The sequence below is a fragment of the Demetria terragena DSM 11295 genome (genome assembly GCF_000376825.1).
GTDB lineage: Bacteria > Actinomycetota > Actinomycetes > Actinomycetales > Dermatophilaceae > Demetria > Demetria terragena.
This window is the reverse complement of sequence record NZ_AQXW01000001.1, coordinates 62,663-85,147: the sequence shown is the minus strand read 5'-3', so window position 1 is coordinate 85,147 and position 22,485 is coordinate 62,663. Positions and strand designations below refer to the sequence as shown.

Genomic DNA, 22,485 nt, shown 5'->3' with positions numbered 1-22,485 from the left:
GACCCTGATGGAGCCCTGACCGCACCCTGAAGGTGGGCCATCGGGCGCCGGGCGTACGTCAAGATGGAACCATGACGACCGCTGCGCCCCCTGGGACTCCACGCGCGGGCGATCCACTGCCGGATCGTCCGCCCTTGTTGCGGCCCCCCACGGGCCGGGTTGTCGCGGGGGTCTGCTGCGGAGTCGCGGGCCACCTTGGTGTGTCCGTCCTCCTGGTGCGGATCGTCTTCGGAGCCCTCGGCGTCTTCGGACCGGGGGTTGTCGTCTACGCCTTCCTCTGGATCACCATGAGCGAAGGAGACCAAGGCCCATCGCTGATCGGCCGGCGGTCGTTGTCCCGCCCGGTGATCATTGGTCTCGGCGCCTTGATCGCGGCGGCCGCAATTTCCGCGATTGCCATCGGGTCGACGATCGACCCGGCGTCGATGCTGCCGCTCCTGGCCATCGGGTCGGGCATGGTGCTGACCTGGTCGTTGTTGGACCGCCGTCGGCGTCAAACGTGGCTCGCCGGTCGGGGTATGACCAAGCGAGAGTCGGTCGTACGCATCGGCCTGGGTGGGGTGCTGGTCCTTGGTGGGCTCGCGGTGTTGGTCTCCAGCGGTCGCGGGTTTAGCGGCGTGCGTGACGTACTGCTGGCCACGGTGGTCTTTCTTGTTGGCCTCACGGTGCTGTTGGCGCCGTTTGCCCTGAGGCTCTGGGAGGACTTCCGGCGCGAGCAGACCGAACGCATCCGGCAAACCGAGAAGGCCGATATCGCGGCTCACTTGCACGACTCGGTGCTGCAGACGCTTGCTCTGATTCAGCGGCGGGCCAATGACCCGACTGCAGTGGCGCGCCTGGCCCGTGGCCAGGAGCGTGAACTGCGGCGCTGGTTGTTCGCCGATACGACACCGGCCGATGCGACGTTGGCGTCTGCGGTGACGGCCGCAGCGCACGAGATCGAGGACCACCACGGAACCCCGATCGAACTGGTGGTCACCGGAGACCGCCCGCTCGACCCACACGCGCAAGCGCTAGTCAGTGCCCTTCGCGAAGCAATGTCTAATGCGGTCCGCCATGGTGCGCCGCCGGTCTCGACCTATGTTGAAGTCGGCCCGGCGGAGACCGAGGCGTTTGTTCGAGACCACGGCGTTGGATTCGACCCCGATGCGGTACCGGGCGATCGCCTCGGCGTTCGAGAATCCATCATGGGCCGTATGAAACGCCACGGCGGAAGCGCACAGTTGCGCCGCCGCGAGCCCGGCACTGAAATCGAACTCCGACTTCCGCACGACGCGCCTGAGGAGGCGAATCAGTCATGAATTCCACTGATACCGGGTCAGGTCGGCGTACCCGTGTGGTCTTGGTCGATGACCATCGGATGTTCCGATCGGGTGTGAAGGCCGAACTCGACTCGACGATCGAGGTGGTCGGGGAAGCCCCCGATGTCGAGGCAGCCGTGAAGGTGATCAAAGAGGCTCGTCCGGATGTCGTCCTGCTTGATGTGCATCTGCCCGGCGGCACCGGCAAGGGCGGCGCGGACGTGGCCCAAGGCTGCGCCGGTACGACGACCGAGGCCGGCGAGCCGGTCCGTTTCCTCGCGCTATCGGTCAGCGACGCCGCCGAGGATGTGATCGCGGTGATTCGTTCTGGGGCAAGGGGATACGTCACCAAGACGATTTCACCTACCGACCTGATCTCCGCCATCCACCGGGTAGCTGAAGGTGATGCAGTGTTTTCGCCGCGGCTTGCAGGATTCGTCCTCGACGCGTTCGGCGCGGCGGCAGGAGAGATTGCTGAGGTCGACGAAGAACTCGACCGCCTCTCGGCGCGGGAGCGCGAAGTGATGCGCCTGATTGCGCGCGGCTACCAGTACAAGGAAGTCGCCAAGGAGCTCTTCATCTCGATCAAGACCGTCGAGACCCACGTGTCCTCGGTGCTGCGCAAATTGCAGTTGTCCTCTCGTCACGAGCTCACCTCATGGGCTATGTCGCGCCGCCTGCTCTGACCGAAGGGGTTATGTCGTAGGCCGCGACTAGTCTCGCCCGCATGCTGACGGGAGCCTGGCGCCGAGACTTCGGTCGGCTGTGGTTCGCGACGGCGGCCAGTCAGGCGGGGAGCGCGGTCGCCATGGGCGGCTTGGCGCTGGTTGCGGTGCTGGTATTAGAGGCGCCCGCGTGGAAGGTCGCCATGCTCGCAGCCATCTCGGGTCTGGGCGCCGCCGCGGTGGTGCTTCCGCTCGGACCGCAGATCGAGTTTCGGCGTAAGCGCCCCGTCATGATTACGGCCGAGCTCGTCACGGCCGCCGCACTACTGTCGGTGCCTGTCGCGATCTGGGCTGACGCCCTGACCTATCCGCATCTGGTGGTCGTCGGCGTCGCTCACGTGCTGGGTGCGATGACGTTTGCTGCGGCCGGGGGTGCCCACCTCAAAGGCTTGGTTCCAGCCGAGGAAAGAGTCCGGGCGCAGTCGCGCCTGGACACCACGTTCTGGACTAGCAACACCGTCGGTCCAGCCGCCGGTGGTTCTCTCGTGAGCCTTTTTGGTCCGGCGGTCGTGCTGGTGGCCGATGCGTGCTCGTGCCTCGCCGCTGCCCTCGGCATCCGCCGAATGCGCACCCCAGAACCTGTTCCGCCGCGCCGCCAGCCCGACCACGAATGGCGGCGCGAGGTGGTTGCTGGGTGGCGACACGTCTGGGGGCACCAGCGACTGCGAGCACTCTTCGTGAACTCGTTGTTCTTCGGCGGCGGCATCATGCTCGTCTCGAGCATGCTCGCGATATTCATGCTGCGCGACCTGGGGTTGGCTGCCTGGCAGTTCGGCGCGGTGTTGGGCGGTTCCAGTGCGGCTGCGCTGGTCGGGTCCATGGTGGCCCCGCGGTTTACAGAGTCTTGGGGGGCGAGGAGAGTGCTATTCGTCGCAGGGATTGGGCGAGCGCTGTGGATGCCCTTGTTGGTCGTAGCACCGCCAGGATCCCTGGGGTTGCTCGTCGTGGTGGTCGCCGAAGTCGCGATGATGGCCTGCGCCGGGGTGTTCAACCCGACGTTCACGGCCTACCGCATGAAGCACACGCCAGATCCGGTGATGGCGCGGGTGACGGCAGCTTGGTCGGTGAGTCAGAAGACCGCGCAGCCGGTATGCATCGCCCTCGGTGGAGTAGTGGCGGCAGTGGCCGACGTGCGTACGGCCATCGCGCTGGGCGCGGCTCTGGTCTTGACGAGCGCGTTCTACCTTCCGAGGCCCAGTCATCCACATAAGATCGAGCCATGAAGGTGCTCTACGACCTGGCGCTGATGATGCACCTGCTGGGCATGGCTGCGCTCGTCGGCGGATGGCTCGCCGTACTGGCACAGCCGCGGGTCAGCGCGCTCATGGTGTGGGGTGCCCGACTTCAACTCATCACGGGGATCATCATGGTCGGACTCGGTGAGGGTGTCGCCTCGTTGGACCTCATGCCAGACCGCAACAAGGTGGGCCTGAAGTTGCTCATCGCGCTCGCCGTCGTCGCACTTGCCGAGATAGCACGCGGGCGCGAGAAACGCGGCGAGGGTGAGGCCTGGCTGGTCAACACCGCCGGGTACCTCGCGGTTCTCAATGTCGTCATTGCCGTGGCGTGGGGCTGACCCGACCACTCAACGTCAAGCGTGCCAACCGGATTCGTCCACGCCACCGGGGATGTCGGATGCCGGGTCATATGGCGTCCGGGTCAGTCGGAACGACCCAAGGTCCAAGTGGACGCTTGCGGTGCCGCGGTCGATCACTCGTAGGGTCTCACCGGCCCAATAGTCGTCCTGCCCGGTCCACGTGCCGTCGGAGTTGGCGATGAATCGTGACCATCGACCGCCACCCCCGGCTGGTCCGAGGTCGAGTCCGCCCTCGGGACGCGTGGTGAGGGAGTACGGCCGTGGCCCCCAGAACCACGTGCCGACAAGATCCGCGTCGGGGGAGTCGGACGTACGCCATGGCTCTGGTGCGAGTGGCGCATGCTCCTCAAGAAGGTCGACCAGGGCGAGTGCGAGTTGGCCGCTGGGGCCGGCGGTGGAGTTGGTGAGCGTCGCCGCGCCCGTGCCGGTGTCGGGGTCGACCAGAACGCTCGCGATAAAGCCGGGCATTGACCCGCCGTGTCCGACGAATCGCCGTCCGTCAATGTTGAGGACGTCCAGCCCCAGCCCGTAGCAGCGGGTCCATGCCTCGCCCGGAGAGTCGCACACCACGGCGGGTACGTGCATGGACCGGCGGAGTGCGTCGGGCAGGACGGCCTCGTCACCGGCGGCCAGAAAACTCGCCCAGCGACCGAGATCTTCGACCGTCGACCAGACCTGTCCGGCCGGGGCCATCGCGCCCGTGTCCTGCTCGGGCTCGACGTGGCGCAGGTCCGCGTATGGGTGGACCGCCAGCCCGGGAGCGCTAGGCGCGACGGCGGCGTACGAGGTCCGAGTCATAGCGAGCGGTGTCCAGACCTCATCGGTGAGCACATCGGCCCACGGACGCCCTCGGTGGCGTTCAAGAAGCTGTCCCAGAACCGCGAATCCGACATTGCTGTAATGGAATCGGCGACCCGGGTCGCCGATCAACCGGATCGAGGGCAGCAATTCATCCCAGGTCGTCCCGGGCGAACGCTCCCACCAGGACCCGGTCGTCTCAGCGGCCAGTCCGGCTGACTGAGTGAGCAGCTGAGTGAGAGTGACGTGGGCCAGGCTCTCGTCTAATTCGGGCAGGTGGTGGCGGATCGAGTCGGTCAGAGCGACCGACCCCTCAGCGACCAGACGCATCACCCCCACCGCGACCATGGTCTTGGTGATGGATCCGACGCGGTACTGGGTGTCGGCCGTTGCGGGCGCTCCCTCCGCGCCATCGACTGCGCCGACCGCACCAGACCAGACAACCTCACCCTGACGGACGACCGCGGCGGCGATCGAGGGCACCCGAGCCTGAACCTGCGCGCGAGCCAGGTGGACGTCCAACTGGAGTCGGGCCGTGTCGTTCATTCCGCCCCTCCCAGCGTGGCAAGTTCGTCGCCGTCGACGCGATAGACGGTCCACTCGTCCTGGGCCTTCGCGCCGAGGCTTTCGTAAAAGGCAATGGACGGCTCGTTCCAGTTGAGCACCCACCACTCGAGCCGCCGGTAGCCGCGGTCCACGCAGACGTTCGCGAGGGTGATGAGCAACTCCTTGCCGAGTCCGCTACCGCGGTGTTTCGGCTCGACGAACAGGTCCTCCAGCCAGATGCCCTGTTGGCCCGTCCAGGTGCTGAAGTTCAAGTACCACAACGCTATTGCCACGACCTTGCCGTCGACTTCTGCGACATGGCAGAACGTGCCGGGGTGTCCGTGGTCGGGAAAGAGCACGCGAGCGAAGTCGTTTTCAGTGGCTTCTACCGCGTCGGGCTCACGCTCGTACTCCGCGAGATCGTGGACGAGGCGAAGGATGTCAGGCAGGTCAGCTGGTGAGGCCATGCGGATGCGCGGGTCGGTCATGGCCGTCATCGTATTCAGCCCGTCGGCATCCGCACGACGGCATTCCCGTGAGCTCGGATTACGCTGGGCAGATGCCTGCCACTGTTTTGTGGTTCCGTCGCGACCTGCGTCGCGGCGACCACCCGGCACTGCTCGAAGCCGCTGCCGAAGGTGATGTCCTCCCACTCTTCGTTCTCGACCCGGTGCTGACCGATGGTGCTGGTGCGGTGCGTACGGCCGCGCTGCACCAAGCGCTCGCTGCCCTGAACGAGAGTCTTGACGGTGCCCTCGTGGTCCGCGCAGGGCGACCTTCGGTCGTCGTGCCGCAGGTCGCAGCGGAGGTCGGCGCCGCGAACGTGCACATCTCGCGGGAGACGACGCCGTACGGCAGGCGCCGTGATGAGCAGGTCGCTGCCGAATTGGCGACGGAGGACCGTCGGTTGGTCGCGACGGGCTCGCCGTATGCCATCGGCCCGGGTCTGGTCCTTAATCAGTCCGGCAAGCACTACCGCGTCTTCACCCCGTTCTCCCGTGCCTGGCGTGATCACGGGTTGCCCGCGCCGGCGGCGGATCCTGACCTGACATTCGTGACGTCGGTCGACAGTGAACCGCTGCCGACGGTTGACCCGCCGGAGGGTTGCCATCTCCCAGAGGTGAGCGAGCAGGCCGCGCGTGAGCGATGGGAGCAGTTTCAAGATGAGGCGCTGGCGGACTACGACACCGACCGAGACCGCCCGGACCGGGACGGCACGAGTGGCTTGTCGACGCATCTGAAGTTCGGCACGATTCACCCGCGCACACTGCTGGCCGACTGCGCTGCTCGCTCAGATGGGGCTCAGTCGAGCGTGACCCGCTTCGTGACGGAACTGGCCTGGCGTGAGTTCTATGCCGACGTCCTCTGGCACCGTCCCGACTCGGCCTGGCACGACTTCACCGGCAGCCTCTCCAGCATGAGCTATCGCGACCCCGACACTGACCCGGACGCGGCGGATGACCTGGCCGCGTGGCGGGAAGGCCGCACCGGCTACCCGTTCGTCGACGCCGGAATGCGCCAGTTGCTCACCACCGGATGGATGCACAACCGGGTCCGGATGGTGACCGCAAGTTTTCTGACGAAGCATCTGCACATCTGGTGGCCGCACGGCGCGCGCCACTTCATGGCACACCTGGTCGACGGCGACCTGGCATCCAACAACCACGGCTGGCAGTGGGTGGCAGGGACCGGCACGGACGCCGCGCCCTACTTCCGGGTGTTCAACCCGATCACCCAAGGCGAGCGCTTCGACCCTGGCGGGGATTATGTGCGCCGCTATGTGCCCGAACTGGCGCAGGTCGCCGGCAAGAGCGCCCACCAGCCATGGAAGGACCTGCTGGGCTACACCGAGGGCTATCCCGAGCCGATCGTCGAGCACCGTGAGGCGCGGGCTGAGGCGCTGGCGCGGTACGACGACGCGCGCGGTTGATCAGCCCGAATCTTCAAGCGGCGCAATCGATCCAGCAGCGGCGCTTCGCGGACCGGATGTCCTCCAGCACGCCGCCACAGCGCTCGATCGTCTTGCGGGACGGCTCGTTGTCCTCATCGCACGTGACCAGCACCCGGTCCAGGCCGAGAGAGGGCGCGTAGGCCAACGCTGCCTCGAGCGCCGCCGTCGCCACCCCACGGCCGCGCGCGGAGGGGCGGACGCCATACCCGATGTGGCCGCCTTCTTCGCGCAGGAAGTCGTTGAGTTCGTGGCGGAACGACAGTGATCCGAGAACCTGCTGTGGCTGCGCGTCGTCAATGATCCAGAACATCGTGGCCGGTACCCAACCCTCCGGCGGGTCGGTGATGGTGCGCTGCTGGAGAGCGAGCCAGGGTCCAAAGCCCTCCGGGCTGCCGAGGTCGAGGTGCTCAAAGCCGTGCACCGAGAATCCGTGTAGTCGCGCCCCGTTGAACTCCTGCGCGGCCTCCCACCAGGAGGAGTGCAGCGACAGTGACGGCGGGACCAACGTGATCATGGCGGTAAGCGTAGGGGAGCGGTTATCGCGCCTTCGGTCCGATATTCATCAAGCCGGGAGAGAATGCGCCTATGACCGCCATTCCACCTCACCTGGTCGAGGCTGCCAACGAACTCTTGGCGTACGGCCGCTCGATGCAGCGCGAGATGAGCCGCTATGAGTTCGGCATCCAGGAGCTCTTGACCAAGTTGCGCATCCTGCGCGATGAGATCTCGCTGGAAGACGATTACAACCCAATCGAGCACCTGTCGCATCGGGTGAAGTCGCCGCAAAGCATCCTGGAAAAGTTACAGCGCCGCGGGCTGGAGCCGGGCCTTGAGGGAGTGAAGCAACTGGATGACATCGCGGGCATTCGGGTGACCTGCAGTTTCATTCCGGACACCTACCGGCTGCACGAGATGCTCGACGCCCAGCCGGACATCACCACGCTGCATCTCAAGGACTACATCGCTGAGCCGAAGCCGAACGGATACCGCGGTTTGCACGCCATTGTGGAGACGCCGGTGAACCTCAGCTCCGGGCAGGTGCCCGTGAAGGTCGAGATCCAGTACCGCACGATTGCGATGGACTTCTGGGCGAGTCTGGAGCACAAGATCTACTACAAATACGACAAGGCAGTCCCGGAGCGCTTGCTGTCTGAGCTCACGGCCGCGGCAACGACGGCGAACCAGCTGGACCAGCGGATGAAGGCCATTCACCAGGAAGTACGCGGCGGCTCCTGAACCAACCGTGCAACTACTTGCCAATCTGGAAAGTAGTTGCTTAAATGTCGTCATGGACAGCGACATGAATCTCACCTCCGACGAGGCGCGCGAGCAGCTCGAAGCGGCCGCGCGTCCCTCCGTGACCACACCTCGTGACCGTGGGTTGTATGCCGGTGGCATGGTGGTCTTTGGCTTCGTGCTCGGTGCGTCAGCGATCGTGCTGCAGCGCCTGGACGGAATGGCGAGTTCCCTTGCCGCAGCAGCGATCTGGGGTCTCGCGCTCGCCACCCTTTACCGGGTTGAGAAAGAAGCGACGACGGCGCCGCTGCGCGCCAAGCGTTGGGCGCACATCGGGTTCGGGTCATCGTTCGCACTCAATCTGCTGGCCGTCACCCCGTGGCTCAATACACAGGCCAAGGACGCTCCGGTGAGCTGGCCGGTGCTGCTCCTTGCCGCTCTCGTGATCTCGATCCCGTGCCTGATCGCCGCGGCCCGTATCTGGTGGGTCCGCCGATGACGGCAACAGGTCAGCATGCGCGACACCAGCTCGATTCAGTGATCCACGCACCCGTCAGATTTAGCATCGCGGCGGCTCTCGCCTCGGTTGATGAAGCCGACTTTGCCACCCTGCGCGATGCCGTCGAGGTGAGCGATTCGGTGCTCTCCAAGCAGGTCACCCAGTTGGAAGAAGCCGGCTATGTGAAGGTCCGCAAGGGGTACGTCGGCAAGCGTCCTCGCACCTGGCTGGCACTCACGGCCGCGGGGCGGAAGGCATACGCCCGCCACCTCACGGCATTGCGCGCGATCGCCGGATAACCCTGCGGGTCGGTGGGCCGCACGTACGATCGCCTCGTGAAGGTCAGCGGACGTAGCGCAACCTCCGGTCAGGACATCCGGCGGCGATGGAGTGCACCGTTGCGCCCGCGTAACTATCGAGCAGCGTTCAACAGTCTGCGGGTGTATGCCCAGCCTGTCGACGGACTCCGCAGGTATGCACTCGGCCAGGGGCAGTTCCCGCACGACCTTTCGCTACGAACGCCTCTGGGGCGGGTGACCGTGCACCTGCCCCACGCGCACGACATGCGCACCGTGAACGAAGTGTTCTGTCGCGGTGACTACGGGCGGGACGCTCCGGCGGTGGTGCTGGATATTGGTGCCAATATTGGGGTTTCGGCGCTGTACTTCCTGACGCGCAGACCCGACGCGGTCGTGCACTGTGTCGAGCCGCACCCAGGCAACCTCGCGGTCCTTCGCGCCAACCTCGCACCCTTTTCCGACCGGGTGCAGATCCACCCGCAGGCGGTCGCGCCGACCGCCGGACGTGCGGAGTTCGTGGCTGACCCGGTGGGGCGATATAGCGGATTGGCTGATTTCACGCCGCGCGAATCCGGAGAGGTGATCGTCGTGCCGACCCGAGCCATCGATGAGGTGGTGTCGACGGTTGCGGGCCAGTGCGGTCGGATCGAGCTGCTCAAGGTCGACACCGAAGGCAGCGAACCGGCTTTGCTGCGAGCGATGGGGTCGGAGTCGCGCGCAGTGATCGACAGCGTCGTCTGGGAGGACGAAGGCCACGTCCGACGAGAGCGGTGGACTCGGTGAGCCGTGAGGGTCAACCTCGGGTGTCGGTGGTGGTGCCGGCATACAACCCAGGGCCACGACTCCGGGCTGCGCTCGCGGATGTGTGTGCACAGTCCATGCCTGACTGGGAGTGCGTGGTGGTCGATGATGGCAGCCGCGAGGACCTGAGTTGGGTCGGTGATGTGGATCCGCGAGTGAGCCTGCACCGGCAGGACAACGCAGGGGTGTCCCGAGCCCGAAACGCTGCCGTGGCGCTGGCGAGGGCGCCGTACATCGCCTTCTTGGACCAGGACGATCGGTGGCATGCGGATCGACTTGGGTGCGCCCTCGATCTCATCGCGGACTTTCCGGAGGCAGCGATGTGGACCAGTCAGTTTCGGTGGGAGATGCCCCAGCGCCACCAGACCAGTGCCCTTCCGCCGCAGGGCTCGCTGCGATGGTTCTTAGCTGAGGGCGGTGCCTGCCAAAGTGCGGTGACGGTCCGCCGCTCAGATTATCTGCAGATCGGTGGGCAACGGTCGGACCTGCTGATGTGCCAGGACTTCGAGATGGCACTGCGGCTGATGGCGTATCGCCAGGCACCAATGGCCGTCCATCCTCGGGAACTGGTGACCTATGTCGTGCACGGCGACAACGCTTCGGGCAACTTCTGGAGGACGGACCAGGAGTTCCGGGAGGTCTATGGTGCCCAGTTGCAGACAGCGCGAACTGCGGGCCAGACGGACCTGGTGGACGCTTGTCGGACCGGGTTGCGTATGCGCCGTCGAACGCACGCTTACCAGGCGATCGATGCCGCGCGGGTGGCGTGGTCGCGCCACGATGGCCGAGGCAGTGTCGGTGCGCTGATCCGAGGATTGCGCTGCGACCCCCGGGTGCTGGCTCAAGAGTCGGTGGCCCACGCCCGACGGCGGTTGACCGCGCGGCTAGGCCGGCAGTAACTCCTGGAACGCCGCCACCCGCTCGACCCACGTCGGGATCGCGGTGGAGGGCTCTCGGCGCGGGGGCGGCTCGGCTGCCAAGGCGGCGACCATCGTGGGAAAATCGCTCGGCGCGGCGACGCGTACGCCATCGACTCCGTCGGTAAAACCAGCGACCGGGGTCGCAATCGTGGGCCGCCCCGATGCGGCGTATTCGTATCTCTTGATGGGGTCGAGGCTGGCCGTGAAATCGTCGTCTAGATGGGGAACGACCAAGACGTCGGCATGCTGGAGATATGCCGGGACGCTGTCATGCGGTCGTGCTCCGAGTAGTTGGATGTCATTGCTGCGCAATCGATCTCGGTCCTGCGCCCCGAGTGAGTCGGGCCCGACGAGCACCAACTCTCCAGCCTGGCCGAGTGCGCGTGCGGTCCGGACGCACAGGTCGACATCGAGACGGTCGCGATGCAAGGTGCCGAGGTAGACGGCGCATGGGTTGGGCGGAAGATCAGCAGGGCGGGGGTGTGAGGCTGCGAAGGCAGCGCCATCAATAGCGTTGGGAATCAAGTGAACTGGTCGACTTTTGCCCTTGCGTTGCAGCAACTCGGAGGAGCACACCACGACGTCATCGGCATGATCGAGCAACAACTTCTCGTCGGCGATCAAGCGTTCTCGCTCGCGGGGCGCTCGGTCAGCGCTCAACCAGTCGTCGGTGATGTCGTAAACCGATCGCCATGGCACACCACGGCGTAGCACCTGCGCACCGCGCGGGTCGTTGACCCAGAGCACGGGCGCGTCCATGGCTAGTTCACGTGCGGCTCGTAGGACGACCTGAGCCCAGTGCTGATCCTGGCCGGGCCAGATTTTGCGGGGAAGCCATTTGGTGAGCGCCAGACACCAAAGGCGCCCTTGGTAGTCAGCGGCGGCAACCTGACGCAGTCCGGCAGCTCGTCGTGGTCGCTCGCCGCGTCGAAGGTCGTGCACAGGGTCGGTGCCGGGCTCCACAAACAACACCCGGGTCGTGGCATCTGCGCGCAGCAATCCATCCATCAGGTGCTGGTTGCGGCGCCACACCTGGTCCCACGGTTCCAACGAGATCACGACGAGGTCGGTCATCGCAACGCCTGTTCGTAGGCCCCCGCCGTCGCTGCGACCTGTCGTTCGAGGGTGAAATCTCGTCGTTGAAGGTCGCGCAGTTGCCTTCCGGAAGCCGTAGCCCATGTGGGGGATTCGGCGATTCGACGAAGTAAGGCGCTGGCAGCAGTCACGTCGTCGGGTTCGAACAAGAGATCTGGGCACGCAGCACCCACCGTCTCCAGGTGCCCACCCGCGCGCGCGGCCACGACCGGCAGCCCGGCCGCCATGGCCTCCAGTGCCGCAAGGCCGAGGGCTTCGACCGAACACGGCGCGAGCAGGGCCGAGGTCGAATCGAGAACGGCGCTGGGGTCGGTGAGGTGGCCGTGGAAGCGTACGGCGTCGGTGATACCCAAGATTTCCGTGCGGCGGTGTAGCGACCCCCAGCGCGACCCCGAACCGATGACCTCAAGCGACCAACCGCGAGCGGCCAGCCCGGATGCAGCGAAGGCGTCGAGCGCGAGTCGAGTGTTCTTCTCGTGCTCGAGTCGTCCCAGCACAGCGATTCGCCGCAGGCCGCGGCGGTCCACGGTCGCACGAGTCGGGACACCCGATGGCACCACGACGCTGGGCTCGTCGATCGCGTCGGCAACAAACCGACTCACCGAGATCTGGGCCGCGAGTAGCCGAGACAACGGTCGCAGGAGCGCCCTGCGTGTCGTGCCCGAGCCGCGCACGGCGGGAAAGTGCCGGGTCGACACGAGCCGCGCGCCGGTCAGTGAGCGAGCTGCTGCGAGGTCTGCTGAAGTCATGTGGGTGTTGATGATGTCGGGTCGAGTATGCAGCGCCCGCAGCGCACGGATGCCTGCTGTCAGCGTGGCGACCGGATGAACCTGGACCTGCGGTCCGGCAGCGGTGCGCATGTCGACGACCTGCCCACCAAGAATCGTGACGTGCTCGCCCGCCGCCGCCTGAGCGCGGGCGAGGCGAGCAATGTAGTGCTCTACGCCCGCGAGCCGGTCGGACACGACCAAGTGAACAACGTGCATTAGGCGACCAACTCGCGCTCGCGCCGAGTCTGCTCAGCCTCGCGTGCGGCGACACCGAGACAGATCCCGGCGATGGCGTACGGCAGCGAGGACTGGCCAGCCACCCAGAAGATGTCGAGCTGGCCCTGGACAAGTCGGGCCACGATCACCGCCAAGCCAAGCGATCCGACCGTTGGCGGCACGGCAGCAAGCACGCGCACCCCGCCCAGGCACATCACCACAAAACCCACCAGGCCGACGAGCCCAGCCGAGGTCAGCACCTCGAGTTCGGCGTTGGGCGGTTGGAACTCCACCTCAAAGATGCCTTCGTACCACCAACGCAGACCGGCGCCGAACAGATAGTCGGTCTGCCAGACATCAAAGGAGTCGGCGAACCAGTCCAATCGCTGGTTGGCCGAGTTGAACTCGTTGCCGGAGCGGAGTTGGTCGCGCACCAGGACACTCACCGCCGCCAAGACGGGAATGACCGCAAGGAAGATCAATTGGGAGCGGCGCCGTAGGACGGTGTGGTCAGCGCGCAGAACCAAGATGGTGACCCCGACAGCGAGGCCGATCAGCGCCTGCCGGGACTGAGTGAAGGCGATCCCGGTGGTGCAGACCCAGAAGACGAAGAGTCCAAACCTGCGAGACAGGCCGCTCCAGTGGGGGTGGGCATAACCCACGAGGGCGACGGCGCACAGCAGCGATCCGGCGAAGTTCTTATGGAATTCCACCGGCCAGGACAGATAGACCGGCGCGAGATTGCCGGCGATCAGTTGGCGCAGGCCCTGCGCAATGACCAGCAGGGCCAGGGCTAGGCCCGTGACTGACAGCACGACTGCTCCCGCGCGAGCGCGGTCTGCGCGGCCGATGGTCCACCCGATGAGCAACGCCCCTGACACCAAAGCCCATTCGTGAAACCACTCCACGATCCCCGAGCGGGTCGGGTGCAAGATCACGGTGAAGGCAATGGCCACCTGGTAGCCCACTGACAGCCAGAGCATGGTGCGCATCGGCGCCGAGAACGGGCGCGGCGCAGACACGAGTAAGGGGATCAAGCCGACGACTAGGGCCAGATCGGAGACCGTGAGGTCAACCCCGGCCGCGCCGAGCCGGGCCGGGACGAAAATCAGCGAGATCGTGGCCAGGGCAATCAAGGCTGGGTCGGTCAGACCGATCGCCCAGATCGCCGCCAGCGCGACGAGAACCAGAACAGGTGTCTGGTGACTGGGGAGCAGGTAGCCCAAGGCCGCGAGGCCGAGGAGCGCAAGCGCCGCCGTGATCGCCAGCGCGAGGCGGGTGAGGAACTGGCGAACGATCATCGGGTCTCGACGCCTAGGGCTTGTTCTCGGCGGATGGGGCCCTGCCAATAGGCGATCATCCGCCGCCGCATCGTCGGGCGGCGCGCTGGTGAGACCGCCCAACGTCCGGCTGCGCCCACCAGGATGGCGGCGCGGGCAGCATGCCAGCCGACCGTGCCGGTATGGGTGCGCAGATAGCGCTCCTGGGCCGCGTCGAAGTGCGTGTCTCGGCGGGTGGTGTCGGCACTGCTGGCCGCGCCGACATGGGTGACGGTGACTTCTGGGACCAGGTGAATCGACCATCCCATGCGGGTGGCGCGGCGTTGCCAGTCTGCTTCTTCGGCGTAGAGGAAGAAGCGCTCGTCAAAGTCACCGACCTGCTCCAACGCTTCGGCACGCAGCAGGAGAACGGCTCCGCTGACATAGCGGGCCCGGCGCAGGCGGCCGATCCCGAGGGCGTCCATCCAACTCGTCAGGGGCGTGGGCCAGGGCCAGCCGACTCGTACGCCGCGCCCGGCCGGGTCGCTCTGCGCAGGTGCGCAGGCGGCCGCGCGAGGGTGTGCATGGAGACTGTCCCGCAGACGTGCGACGTCGGCGGCCGTCACGAGGGCGTCGGGATTAACCAGCAAGACGTCGGCACCGTCAGCCTGGCGCAGGCCGATGTTGACCGCGGCCGCATAGCCGAGGTTCCGGCCCGGGTCGTGGTAGGCGGCGTTGGCCTGCTCGGCCAGGGCACGCACGCGCGGGTCAGAACCATTGTCGATGAGGCTTAACCGAATTCGGCCTCGACCTGATGCCTCGCCCAAAGCGGTCAGACAGCGCCGGAGGTGGCCGGGGTCGCCGTATGCCACGACCACAATCAGCAACTCGCGCTCGCCTTTAGTAATCGCCGGGTTGGTCCGGGCATAGATCGATTCGAGTTGGTCGACGACGGCGCCCCAGGAGAAGCGTTGCGCGCGGGCGAGACCGGAAGCGACGAGGGTACTCGCGACCCCGGGGGAGCGAAGGTGCGCGACGGCCTGGGCAAGAGCCACTGAATCCCGTTGCGGGACAAGCAGTCCGGCGTCGCCGATCACCTCCGCGAGCGCGCCCGCGCGACTAGCGATCACTGGCACTCCGCTGGCCATGGCCTCAACCGCGACGCGACCGAACTGCTCCCGCCACCGAGGAGTGTCCAGCGATGGCACGACGAGAGCGTCGAACTCGCGATAGATCTCCTGGACCTGCGCGGCGGGGACCGAGCCTCGCCACGTGATTCGATCCGTGAGTCCCAGCTCGTCTGCCAGAGCGTGCAGGCGACCTTTGCTCGATCCGTCACCGACAACGATGAGGTGGACATCTGGGATGTCGGCAAGCGCATGCAGCAAGATGTCGAGGCCCTTGGTGGGTTCGAGTCGTCCGACGAATCCGACGGTCCAGAAATCGTTTTCGTCTCCTGCCGCAGGGCGGTAGTGCTCGAGGTCGGTGCCCAGAGGCAGCACATCGACACGGCCGGGATAACCCTTCCGGCGCACGATGCGGGCGGCGTCAGAGTTGCACGTCTGGACGGCTGCGGCGTGCCTGAGGGCACAGCGTTCCAGGGTGCGGAATGGCCACGGGTAGCGCTTATCGATGTTCTGGGCGGAGTAGAGGATGTACGGCACCCGCGAGCGACGCAGTGCCCGGATGAGCAGGATTTCCGCGGTGACGAGGGCGTATGGCTCCTCGTGGATGTCCAGCACGTCCCACGACTGCCCGAGCAGACGCCAGAGTGGGCGCGGGTCGACACAAAAGAGGGCCGGATGCTGACCGAAGTAGGTGCGGACCGAGCGAACGTCCTCGCCGGGGCCAGGGCGGGCCGAGGCGCGGATACCGCCCTCGACCCATTCGCACGCAGTCACCGTCGTCACGGTGTGCCCGCGGCGACGGAGTGTCCGCTCGCGCTCTCGCCACTCGTCGACGACAGCACTGTGGTAGACCCGCAGCACATCCATGCGCCTACTCTGGCATGCGCGCGGCACCGTGACATTCGCGCAACCTGCGCAGGGGTGCCGCCAGGGTGTGAAACCCTGCCAGCATGACGCTGCGCGAGTTCTTCACGCGGATCTGGGCTTCCCGTCGACTGGTGCTCGTGGTCCTGCTGCTGGTCGTCGGTGCCGCAGCGGTGGCCACCGCCACCGCGCCTCGGACCTATACCGCGACCGCTCGGGCCTATCTGGCTGCGCAGGGCGGCGAGAGCGCCGGTGCCCTCAGCCGACAGGACCTACAGACCTATACCGAGGTGCTGTCCTCTCCAACAGTCCTGCAGCCGCTGCGGGAGCGCCTCGGTCTGCCATCGGGAACGCCGATCCAGGTGAGTGCGACGCTGGCGGACACCGCGAGCATCCTGGAGATCCAGGCTCAGGCCTCAGATCCGAAACAGGCAGCCGCCTTGGCGAACGAGACTCCCGAAGTGCTGGCCGAAGTAGCGCCGCAGTTCACCTCCCTGTTGGCCGGTGGCGCGACGGTGCGCAGTTCGATGATCGAGCCGGCAAGCGTTCCAGACCGGCCCAGCTCGCCCGCTGTCGTGCGCACGATGACGCTGGCCGTTCTCGCCGGTCTAGTGCTCGGAGTCTGTGCGGCGTTGCTGCGCTCGGCCCTGGACACGCGAGCCCGCACGGTGGAACACCTGGAGGAACAGTTCGACGCGCCGGTGCTGGCCGAAGTGCCCAAGACACAGCCGCAACCCGATCTGACTCGCGAGCCGTACGGTCCGCATGCGGAGGCCATTCGCCGACTGCGAACCAACGTGAGATTCATTGACGTGACACGCGAGAGCGGGTCGTTGGTGATCACATCACCGCACGCCGGAGACGGTAAGACCACGGTGGCGATCAGCCTCGCGCAAGCCATGGCACGGGACGGTCGGCGAGTGCTTCTGGTGGATGGCGATCTGCGCAAGTCCGATGTTGGTCGCTTGCTCGACCTGGACGACAGCGTCGGCGTCACGTCGGTGCTGGTGGGGGAAACCATGTTGGACGATGTCGTCCAGCAGTGGGAAGGCACCTCGCTGTATGTCCTGCCCGCCGGGCCGCAACCGCCCAACGCCGCCGAGTTGCTGGGATCCTCGGCGATGCGTCAGTTGTTCACGGCCGCGACCAGCGCTTTCGACTTTGTCATCCTGGACAGTCCGCCCTTGGTGCCTGTGGTCGACGCCCTACTGATCGAGCGGCTCGCGGGCAATCTGCTGCTGGTAGTGGCCGCTGACAAAACCTCGCGCCGTGACATGCAGTCGGCACGGCGGTCGCTGGAAACGGTCAACGCGCACCTTTCGGGGACGGTGCTCAACTACGCGCAGGCCCCAGCGGGCTATGGGTATGGCTACGGCTCACAGCCGAAGAAAAAACGGTCGCGCAAGACACGCAAGGCAACCCACTAAGCCCCGTCCGCGAGTCGCGTGCGGGAAGGCGCCGAGGCGCCGGGCCCCGACGGTTCACCGATCGGTGCTGACCAGTTCGATGAAGGCGCTCTCGACGAGTTGCTCCAGGTGCTCCCTGACTGACTCACGGATGGCGTCCACGTCGGCCTCGGTCAGCCGCGCGACCTCGGCCGTGATGGTGTCGACCTCGACCTGAAGAGCGACGTGCAGAATCACCGCCGAGGCGCCGGGCAACGTGGTGATGGGACCACGTCGCAGGTCGGCGAGATGGGTGCGCAGCGGTGGTCCGGGCTCGTGCACCATCCCGATGTGCGGGCGCAACAGATATCGCGCGCTCATGACCGCCGCCCGGGCCGTAGTTCGCGGACACCGCCCACGAGGCGACGGGCAAACTCCCGGGCGACCTCGCCACGTGTCGATGGCCGACCGCGGACGGTGTCCAGGTGTTCGACATTGACCCGTAGCGCCCGTCCAGCGACTTTCAGCGCGCCGCGAAGAGTGCGTTCGCGCCGAGCTCTGGCTGCCCACTCGGCAACCCGACCTTTGCGTTCGGAGATCGCCACCCACAGCGGTTGATCAGGGTCGCCGCGGAAGGCGGCCAGGTCGTCGGTCAGGACGGCATAGGCAACATGGGCTTGCAGGCGCTCAACCCGGTCCTCGATCAACTCACGCAGTTCGCCGCCCCGGGCCGTCCAGCAGGCGAGTACGGCCGGGTGAGTTGCCGGATCGGGCCAGCCGGAGCGCGCCACATGCAAGCACTGGATGAGCGCCTGGTCGACCACGTCTGGCACCGCACAGGGCACGGCAGCCAGGCCGCGGGTCGTCCGCTGGCGCCACATCAGATCAAAGGCTTCCTGCGGCGGGAGCCCGAACCCTGGCCACCATCGGTGCACATCCAGATAACCCCACACTGGATGAATCAGCGTCGTGGCGTGTTCAAACGGGGAACCGTTGGCAAACGACGTCTCTACCTGCCAGCCGTGCTCGCGCAGCGTGGTCAGGAAGATGTCGACATGGCGTGGGCGGACCAGAACGTCCGCATCGCTAAACGCCCGGTACTGCCAGTGCAGTTCCGGGTCGAGGGTGGCACCTTTGATGTGCAGGAGCTCTACCCCCGCCTGGTCGGCGAGGTCCTGGGCGACGCCATGAGCCATCTCGCAGACGACGGCCAAAGGAACGACACCGAGTCCGGGATCGGTCATGGCCGCAGGACCGGATTCTGCTCGAGAACGGACTGCCAGACGCGCAGATGGCCAGCCATCGAGAGGTCCCAGGTCATCTCCCGCGCGCGAGCGCGACCGCGCTCTATCCCAGCCTGGATAGAGGCGCCGCCGTCAAGCGCGAGGTCGAGCCCAGAGACCAACCCATCGAGGTCAGGGGAGACGAGAATGGCCTCCGAGCCGACCGCCTCGCGGACCGCGGGAATGTCAGCGGCCACGAGTGCCGTACCTGCCGCGATCGCCTCGAGTGCGGGGAGCCCGAATCCTTCGTAGGTGGAGGGAAGGACGACCGCCTGAGCGGCCGCGACGAGAGGCGGGATCTCTTCAGCGGGCAGCCAACCAGTACGCACCACGTCAGGCAAATCAGCAAAGAGTGCATCCCGTCGCGGGTGGGCGGGACCGGTCATGACGAGTTGCACATCCGGCCAGCGGTGGTGAATCACCCGCCACGCCTGGGCCAGGACTGGGAGGTTCTTTCGGGCCGTGACTCCGGAACCGACAAGGACGTAAGGCCCCCGAATGCCTCGCCGCGTCAGTGCCTCAGCGTTCGCCGGGACAGCGTCAATGAATGCGGAGTCCACGCCATTGGGAACGACATGCACACGTTCGAGTCCGAAAAGTTCCCTGGCCTCTGACGCGCTGAACTCCGACACGCAAATGACTGCCGCGGCACGTCGTAGTTCTGCGGCCGCGGCCGCGGCTGGCGTCTCCTCGTCGGGAAATCGCCATCCGATGACGTCGTGCAGAGTGACCACATCGACCCGCCCGGGAGGGAGTTCAAGACTGAAGCGGTGGACGAGGTCGCGGTTGCCGTACAGCAACCTTCCGGCTGCCCGTCGCGCGGAAACACCCGCACGATTCAGCCACCCAAGTGGCACTCGATGGGTGCCAGGTAGTGGCGAGCGCATCGAGCGGGCCGTGACGATATCGATGGACCACCCGAGTCGGGCAAGACGATCCGGCGCTCGGTCGAGAATCTGTCGCTGGTAGACCTGGGCACCCATAGGCTGTGCGGACGCGCACTGGGCGATCGCGAGGTCAGTCACTGCGGGTCCCATCTGTCCTAGGCCGGTCGTGGAGGAGTGTGACGATGCCACAGCACCGCGTCGCGCTCGTGTCGTCGTCCTATCACCCTCGCATCGGCGGCGTCGAGCAGCATGTCCGACAGGCCGCTGCAGCACTGCAGGATCTTGGCCATCACGTTGAAGTGTGGACTGTGGCGATGCCGGGGGACCTGGCTGAGTGCGAGGTGGACGGCGTACGCGTGCGCTATCTGCCGTGTCCCTTGCCACGGCAGAGTTTCAGCGGAGTAGCCGATTTTGTGCACCTGCTGCCCGGGGCGCTGCGCGCCTGGCGTCAGGCATGGAAGGACCTGCGGCCGGGCATCGTGCACGTGCATTGCTTTGGTCCCAGTGGACCGTGGGCGCTCGCGGCGGCCGCCGTCGGCAAGCGGCCAGTGGTGCTGACCTCGCACGGCGAGACATTCGCCGACCGCGAGGTCTTCGACGGGTCTTGGCTGTTGCGGACCGCGCTTCAGGAGGGTGTGCGGCGCGCCCGTGCGGTGACGGGGTGCTCGGCTGCGGTGCTCGCTGACCTGCGCTCGTCGTACGGCTTGGACGGCGGCGCGGTCGTGCAGGGCGGGGTCGCGCCCTGCACCGACGCGCGGAGTTCGCAGGTCCCCGGGCTTCCGCGCGGCACCCGCTACGTGGTGGGGGTTGGACGGCTGGTGCCGGTCAAGGGCTTCGATGTGCTTGCGGACGCTGCCAAATACCTCCCTGACGATTGTTGGGTGGTCCTGGCGGGGGACGGGCCCGACCGAGCACGCCTCGCGGGGCATGACCGTGTCCTCACTCTGGGGGTGGTTCCCCCAGACGAGGTCGCCGGGTTGATGGCTGGAGCCGTCGCCGTTGCGGTGCCCAGCCGGCGCGAGGCATTTGGATTGGTCGTCCTGGAGGCTTGGGCTGCGGAGTCGCCGGTGGTCGCAAGCGCCGTCGACGGACTCAGTGACTTGATTGACGACGACGTTGATGGGCTGCTCGTGCCCGGTGGTGACCCACAAGCGCTCGCGGCGGCGTTGCGCACGCTCTTGGAAACCCGGAGTCTGGGCGAGCGACTCGTCTCGGTCGGTCGGTCACGAGTTCGCGAATTCACTTGGGAGGCAACAGCGGCGGCCTACGCTCGGATCTATCAGCGGGTGACCAGCGACAGTACGCGGGATGTTCCTGCCCGGAGCGGTCGCGGCAAGACGCCGACAATTTGTTGACGGTCGCCGGGTTCGATGGTGGCGCCTGCACAGCGCAGGGTGGCCCACCACAGCACGGCGCCGAGCCCGACTGCCGTCGCGACCGCGGCCGGAGTCCACGGGATGTATCTCGACGTCCACCACACCAGACCGGCACCGATGGCGCTGGTGGCCAAAGCGGTGATTGCTGAACGGATCCCGGCCCACCCCAGTTCGAGGGCGATGAGTTCGTCGCGCACAAGGATGCCCACGCGAGTCACCGCCGCCAGCACGCTCGCGATCGCAGCACCCCAGATACTCCACATCGGAATGAGCGCGACTGCCAGCACTGCGTTGGCGATGAGCGCAATCAGGCTGGCGAACAGGACACGCATACTCGCAAGCCGGGAGAGGTTGAACGCCGTGACCGGCCCGCTGAGTGTCGAGACCGCGATACCGGCTGCTAGGACCACCAGAAGGGCTGCAGCGGTGCGGTATTCGGCGCCGTAAATGGTGTCGACGAGCACTGCGAGTGCTGGCACGCCGAGCAGCAGGATGGCGCTCACCATGGCGACCGAGACTCGGGTGACGCGCAGGAACGCTCGCTGTATCGCGTCGGCGTCTACCGCACGCAAACTCGACACGGCAGGAAGGAGCGGATTGGTCAGTGCGTTTGCTGGCCCAAAGACATGAGCGGCTATACCGAAGGCCAGCGCGAACAGGCCGACCGCATTTGGCGTGTCCAGCCACTCCAACAACAGCACCTCGCTTCGGGAGACCACGAGGCCGCCGATCAAGCCTGCGGTGCCGCTTGGAATCGCGAATTTCCAGAAACCCGAGGGGAGTCCGCGAGGCGACCGCGGGCGCAGCACGGCCGATCGATAGGCCTTGGTGACCAGCGGGATGGCGACCAAAGGGCTCACCGCGGTGAGTGCGAGTCGTACCAGCCAGGTGCTGTCGGCTTGTTGGCTCAGCAGGGCAGCGACGACGACAGCGGTCTGAATCACCACAGCGATCGCGAGTTGGATCTTGGCGGCCGTGGCTGTTCGATTCTCCACCGTGAGACAGTCATTGATTCCGGCCAATGCGGCAGGAAGCCACACTCCGAGTAGGACTCCCGCGATCAACACGGGCGTCGCCAAGTCGACGAGCAGCACGATGAAGAGCGAAAGCACCGGGGCGACGATGAGGAGGCGAAATCCCTGAGCCCGAGCCAGGATTCGTTGAACTTCTCCCGTCTGTCCGAGGGCATGTGCCCGGGAGCCGAACTGAATCACCGCAGCCGTCGTGCCGATGTCGGTGACCGCGACGACGATTTCCAGTGCGGCGGTCAGAAAGGCGAGCCGACCGTACCCCTCGACCCCGAGGACTCGAGCGAGAACGACATTGGCGACGAACGCAAGGGGGATGGTGATAGCCGTGGCGGCCATGGTCCACGTCGCACCGCGCACAGCATTGCGCTGGATTTGCGCCCGCGTCGGGCGGTCGGTTCCGGGGTCGTCGGCGGGCACACGCACTCCTTCCCGAGATCGACCACCATGGGTGCATCCGGGGTGGCACCAGTTGTCGCAGTCGCACCAGTATCGTCTCTGCGGACGGCCACGATAGAGAAG

23 protein-coding genes are annotated in these 22,485 nt (G+C 66.4%); 12 read left to right on the top strand and 11 right to left on the bottom strand.

Translation table 11 applies throughout. The annotated features are described in order from the left end of the window. The first annotated feature begins 71 nt into the window (after positions 1-71). Genes F562_RS0100390 through F562_RS0100375 form a run of 4 tightly spaced genes read left to right on the top strand, consistent with a single transcriptional unit; the run spans position 72 to position 3,602 of the window. Positions 72-1,301 (top strand): ATP-binding protein, encoded by a 1,230-nt coding sequence (locus tag F562_RS0100390; protein WP_083915412.1) that lies wholly within the window; start codon positions 72-74, stop codon positions 1,299-1,301. After that, entirely contained in the window at positions 1,298-1,987 is a 690-nt protein-coding gene (locus F562_RS0100385; RefSeq protein ID WP_018154930.1) for a LuxR C-terminal-related transcriptional regulator, read from the top strand. Before F562_RS0100390 ends, F562_RS0100385 begins: the two co-directional genes overlap by 4 nt. 41 nt (positions 1,988-2,028) lie before the next feature. Next, positions 2,029-3,249, top strand: coding sequence for an MFS transporter (locus tag F562_RS17530; RefSeq protein WP_018154929.1), 1,221 nt, complete (start codon positions 2,029-2,031; stop codon positions 3,247-3,249). Beyond that, entirely contained in the window at positions 3,246-3,602 is a 357-nt protein-coding gene (locus F562_RS0100375) for a hypothetical protein (RefSeq protein ID WP_018154928.1), read from the top strand. Before F562_RS17530 ends, F562_RS0100375 begins: the two co-directional genes overlap by 4 nt. A 15-nt stretch (positions 3,603-3,617) precedes the next feature. Here F562_RS0100375 and F562_RS0100370 read toward each other — a convergent pair whose 3' ends face one another. Beyond that, positions 3,618-4,967: a serine hydrolase domain-containing protein gene (locus F562_RS0100370; RefSeq protein ID WP_018154927.1), complete on the bottom strand. Its 1,350-nt coding sequence runs from the start codon at positions 4,965-4,967 to the stop codon at positions 3,618-3,620. After that, positions 4,964-5,584, bottom strand: coding sequence for a GNAT family N-acetyltransferase (locus F562_RS0100365; protein ID WP_281164081.1), 621 nt, complete (start codon positions 5,582-5,584; stop codon positions 4,964-4,966). The genes F562_RS0100370 and F562_RS0100365 overlap by 4 nt, the downstream gene beginning before the upstream one ends. Between F562_RS0100365 and F562_RS0100360 the strand changes: the two genes are divergently transcribed. Beyond that, entirely contained in the window at positions 5,527-6,897 is a 1,371-nt protein-coding gene (locus tag F562_RS0100360) for a cryptochrome/photolyase family protein (RefSeq protein ID WP_018154925.1), read from the top strand. The genes F562_RS0100365 and F562_RS0100360 overlap by 58 nt on opposite strands. Before the next feature lie 13 nt (positions 6,898-6,910). Here the strand turns inward: F562_RS0100360 and F562_RS0100355 are convergent, their stop codons facing one another. Continuing rightward, a complete protein-coding gene (locus tag F562_RS0100355; protein WP_018154924.1) occupies positions 6,911-7,432 on the bottom strand; it encodes a GNAT family N-acetyltransferase in 522 nt (173 codons plus the stop codon). Between the two features lie 71 nt (positions 7,433-7,503). On the opposite strand from F562_RS0100355, the gene F562_RS0100350 reads away from it, so the two are divergent. From F562_RS0100350 to F562_RS19915, 5 genes are all read left to right on the top strand, one after another. Beyond that, positions 7,504-8,154 (top strand): GTP pyrophosphokinase, encoded by a 651-nt coding sequence (locus F562_RS0100350; protein WP_018154923.1) that lies wholly within the window; start codon positions 7,504-7,506, stop codon positions 8,152-8,154. Positions 8,155-8,218: 64 nt separating this feature from the next. Then, a complete protein-coding gene (locus F562_RS0100345; RefSeq protein ID WP_156822441.1) occupies positions 8,219-8,653 on the top strand; it encodes a hypothetical protein in 435 nt (144 codons plus the stop codon). Then, a complete protein-coding gene (locus tag F562_RS0100340; protein WP_018154921.1) occupies positions 8,650-8,952 on the top strand; it encodes a winged helix-turn-helix domain-containing protein in 303 nt (100 codons plus the stop codon). Before F562_RS0100345 ends, F562_RS0100340 begins: the two co-directional genes overlap by 4 nt. Before the next feature lie 36 nt (positions 8,953-8,988). Further along, positions 8,989-9,735 (top strand): FkbM family methyltransferase, encoded by a 747-nt coding sequence (locus F562_RS19920; RefSeq protein ID WP_156822440.1) that lies wholly within the window; start codon positions 8,989-8,991, stop codon positions 9,733-9,735. Beyond that, positions 9,723-10,652 carry a glycosyltransferase family 2 protein gene (locus tag F562_RS19915; RefSeq protein WP_018154919.1) on the top strand — a complete coding sequence of 310 codons (930 nt, stop codon included), beginning with the start codon at positions 9,723-9,725 and terminating at the stop codon, positions 10,650-10,652. Before F562_RS19920 ends, F562_RS19915 begins: the two co-directional genes overlap by 13 nt. Here the strand turns inward: F562_RS19915 and F562_RS17515 are convergent. From F562_RS17515 to F562_RS0100310, 4 genes are read right to left on the bottom strand one after another with little or no spacing between them, the layout of a single operon-like run. After that, on the bottom strand, positions 10,638-11,747 hold the full coding sequence (locus F562_RS17515) for a glycosyltransferase (protein WP_018154918.1): 1,110 nt from the start codon (positions 11,745-11,747) through the stop codon (positions 10,638-10,640). The two genes, F562_RS19915 and F562_RS17515, sit on opposite strands and share 15 nt — an antisense overlap. Beyond that, positions 11,744-12,754: a glycosyltransferase family 4 protein gene (locus F562_RS0100320; RefSeq protein WP_018154917.1), complete on the bottom strand. Its 1,011-nt coding sequence runs from the start codon at positions 12,752-12,754 to the stop codon at positions 11,744-11,746. The genes F562_RS17515 and F562_RS0100320 overlap by 4 nt, the downstream gene beginning before the upstream one ends. Next, positions 12,754-14,055: an O-antigen ligase family protein gene (locus F562_RS17510; protein ID WP_018154916.1), complete on the bottom strand. Its 1,302-nt coding sequence runs from the start codon at positions 14,053-14,055 to the stop codon at positions 12,754-12,756. The genes F562_RS0100320 and F562_RS17510 overlap by 1 nt, the downstream gene beginning before the upstream one ends. Continuing rightward, complete coding sequence (locus F562_RS0100310; protein WP_018154915.1) at positions 14,052-16,007, bottom strand: glycosyltransferase; 1,956 nt, start codon at positions 16,005-16,007, stop codon at positions 14,052-14,054. Before F562_RS0100310 ends, F562_RS17510 begins: the two co-directional genes overlap by 4 nt. Before the next feature lie 83 nt (positions 16,008-16,090). On the opposite strand from F562_RS0100310, the gene F562_RS17505 reads away from it, so the two are divergent. Beyond that, complete coding sequence (locus F562_RS17505) at positions 16,091-17,431, top strand: tyrosine-protein kinase domain-containing protein (RefSeq protein ID WP_018154914.1); 1,341 nt, start codon at positions 16,091-16,093, stop codon at positions 17,429-17,431. Positions 17,432-17,485: 54 nt separating this feature from the next. Here F562_RS17505 and F562_RS0100300 read toward each other — a convergent pair whose 3' ends face one another. The 3 genes from F562_RS0100300 to F562_RS0100290 are packed head-to-tail and all read right to left on the bottom strand — an operon-like array spanning position 17,486 to position 19,709. Next, positions 17,486-17,770: a hypothetical protein gene (locus F562_RS0100300; protein WP_018154913.1), complete on the bottom strand. Its 285-nt coding sequence runs from the start codon at positions 17,768-17,770 to the stop codon at positions 17,486-17,488. Then, positions 17,767-18,633, bottom strand: coding sequence for a nucleotidyltransferase family protein (locus tag F562_RS19910; RefSeq protein ID WP_018154912.1), 867 nt, complete (start codon positions 18,631-18,633; stop codon positions 17,767-17,769). The genes F562_RS0100300 and F562_RS19910 overlap by 4 nt, the downstream gene beginning before the upstream one ends. Next, complete coding sequence (locus F562_RS0100290; protein WP_018154911.1) at positions 18,630-19,709, bottom strand: glycosyltransferase family 4 protein; 1,080 nt, start codon at positions 19,707-19,709, stop codon at positions 18,630-18,632. Before F562_RS0100290 ends, F562_RS19910 begins: the two co-directional genes overlap by 4 nt. Before the next feature lie 32 nt (positions 19,710-19,741). Between F562_RS0100290 and F562_RS0100285 the strand changes: the two genes are divergently transcribed. Beyond that, positions 19,742-20,914: a glycosyltransferase family 4 protein gene (locus tag F562_RS0100285; protein ID WP_018154910.1), complete on the top strand. Its 1,173-nt coding sequence runs from the start codon at positions 19,742-19,744 to the stop codon at positions 20,912-20,914. On the opposite strand, the gene F562_RS0100280 is transcribed toward F562_RS0100285, so the two are convergent. After that, positions 20,839-22,383 carry an oligosaccharide flippase family protein gene (locus tag F562_RS0100280; RefSeq protein ID WP_018154909.1) on the bottom strand — a complete coding sequence of 515 codons (1,545 nt, stop codon included), beginning with the start codon at positions 22,381-22,383 and terminating at the stop codon, positions 20,839-20,841. The two genes, F562_RS0100285 and F562_RS0100280, sit on opposite strands and share 76 nt — an antisense overlap. Positions 22,384-22,485 lie beyond the last annotated feature (102 nt).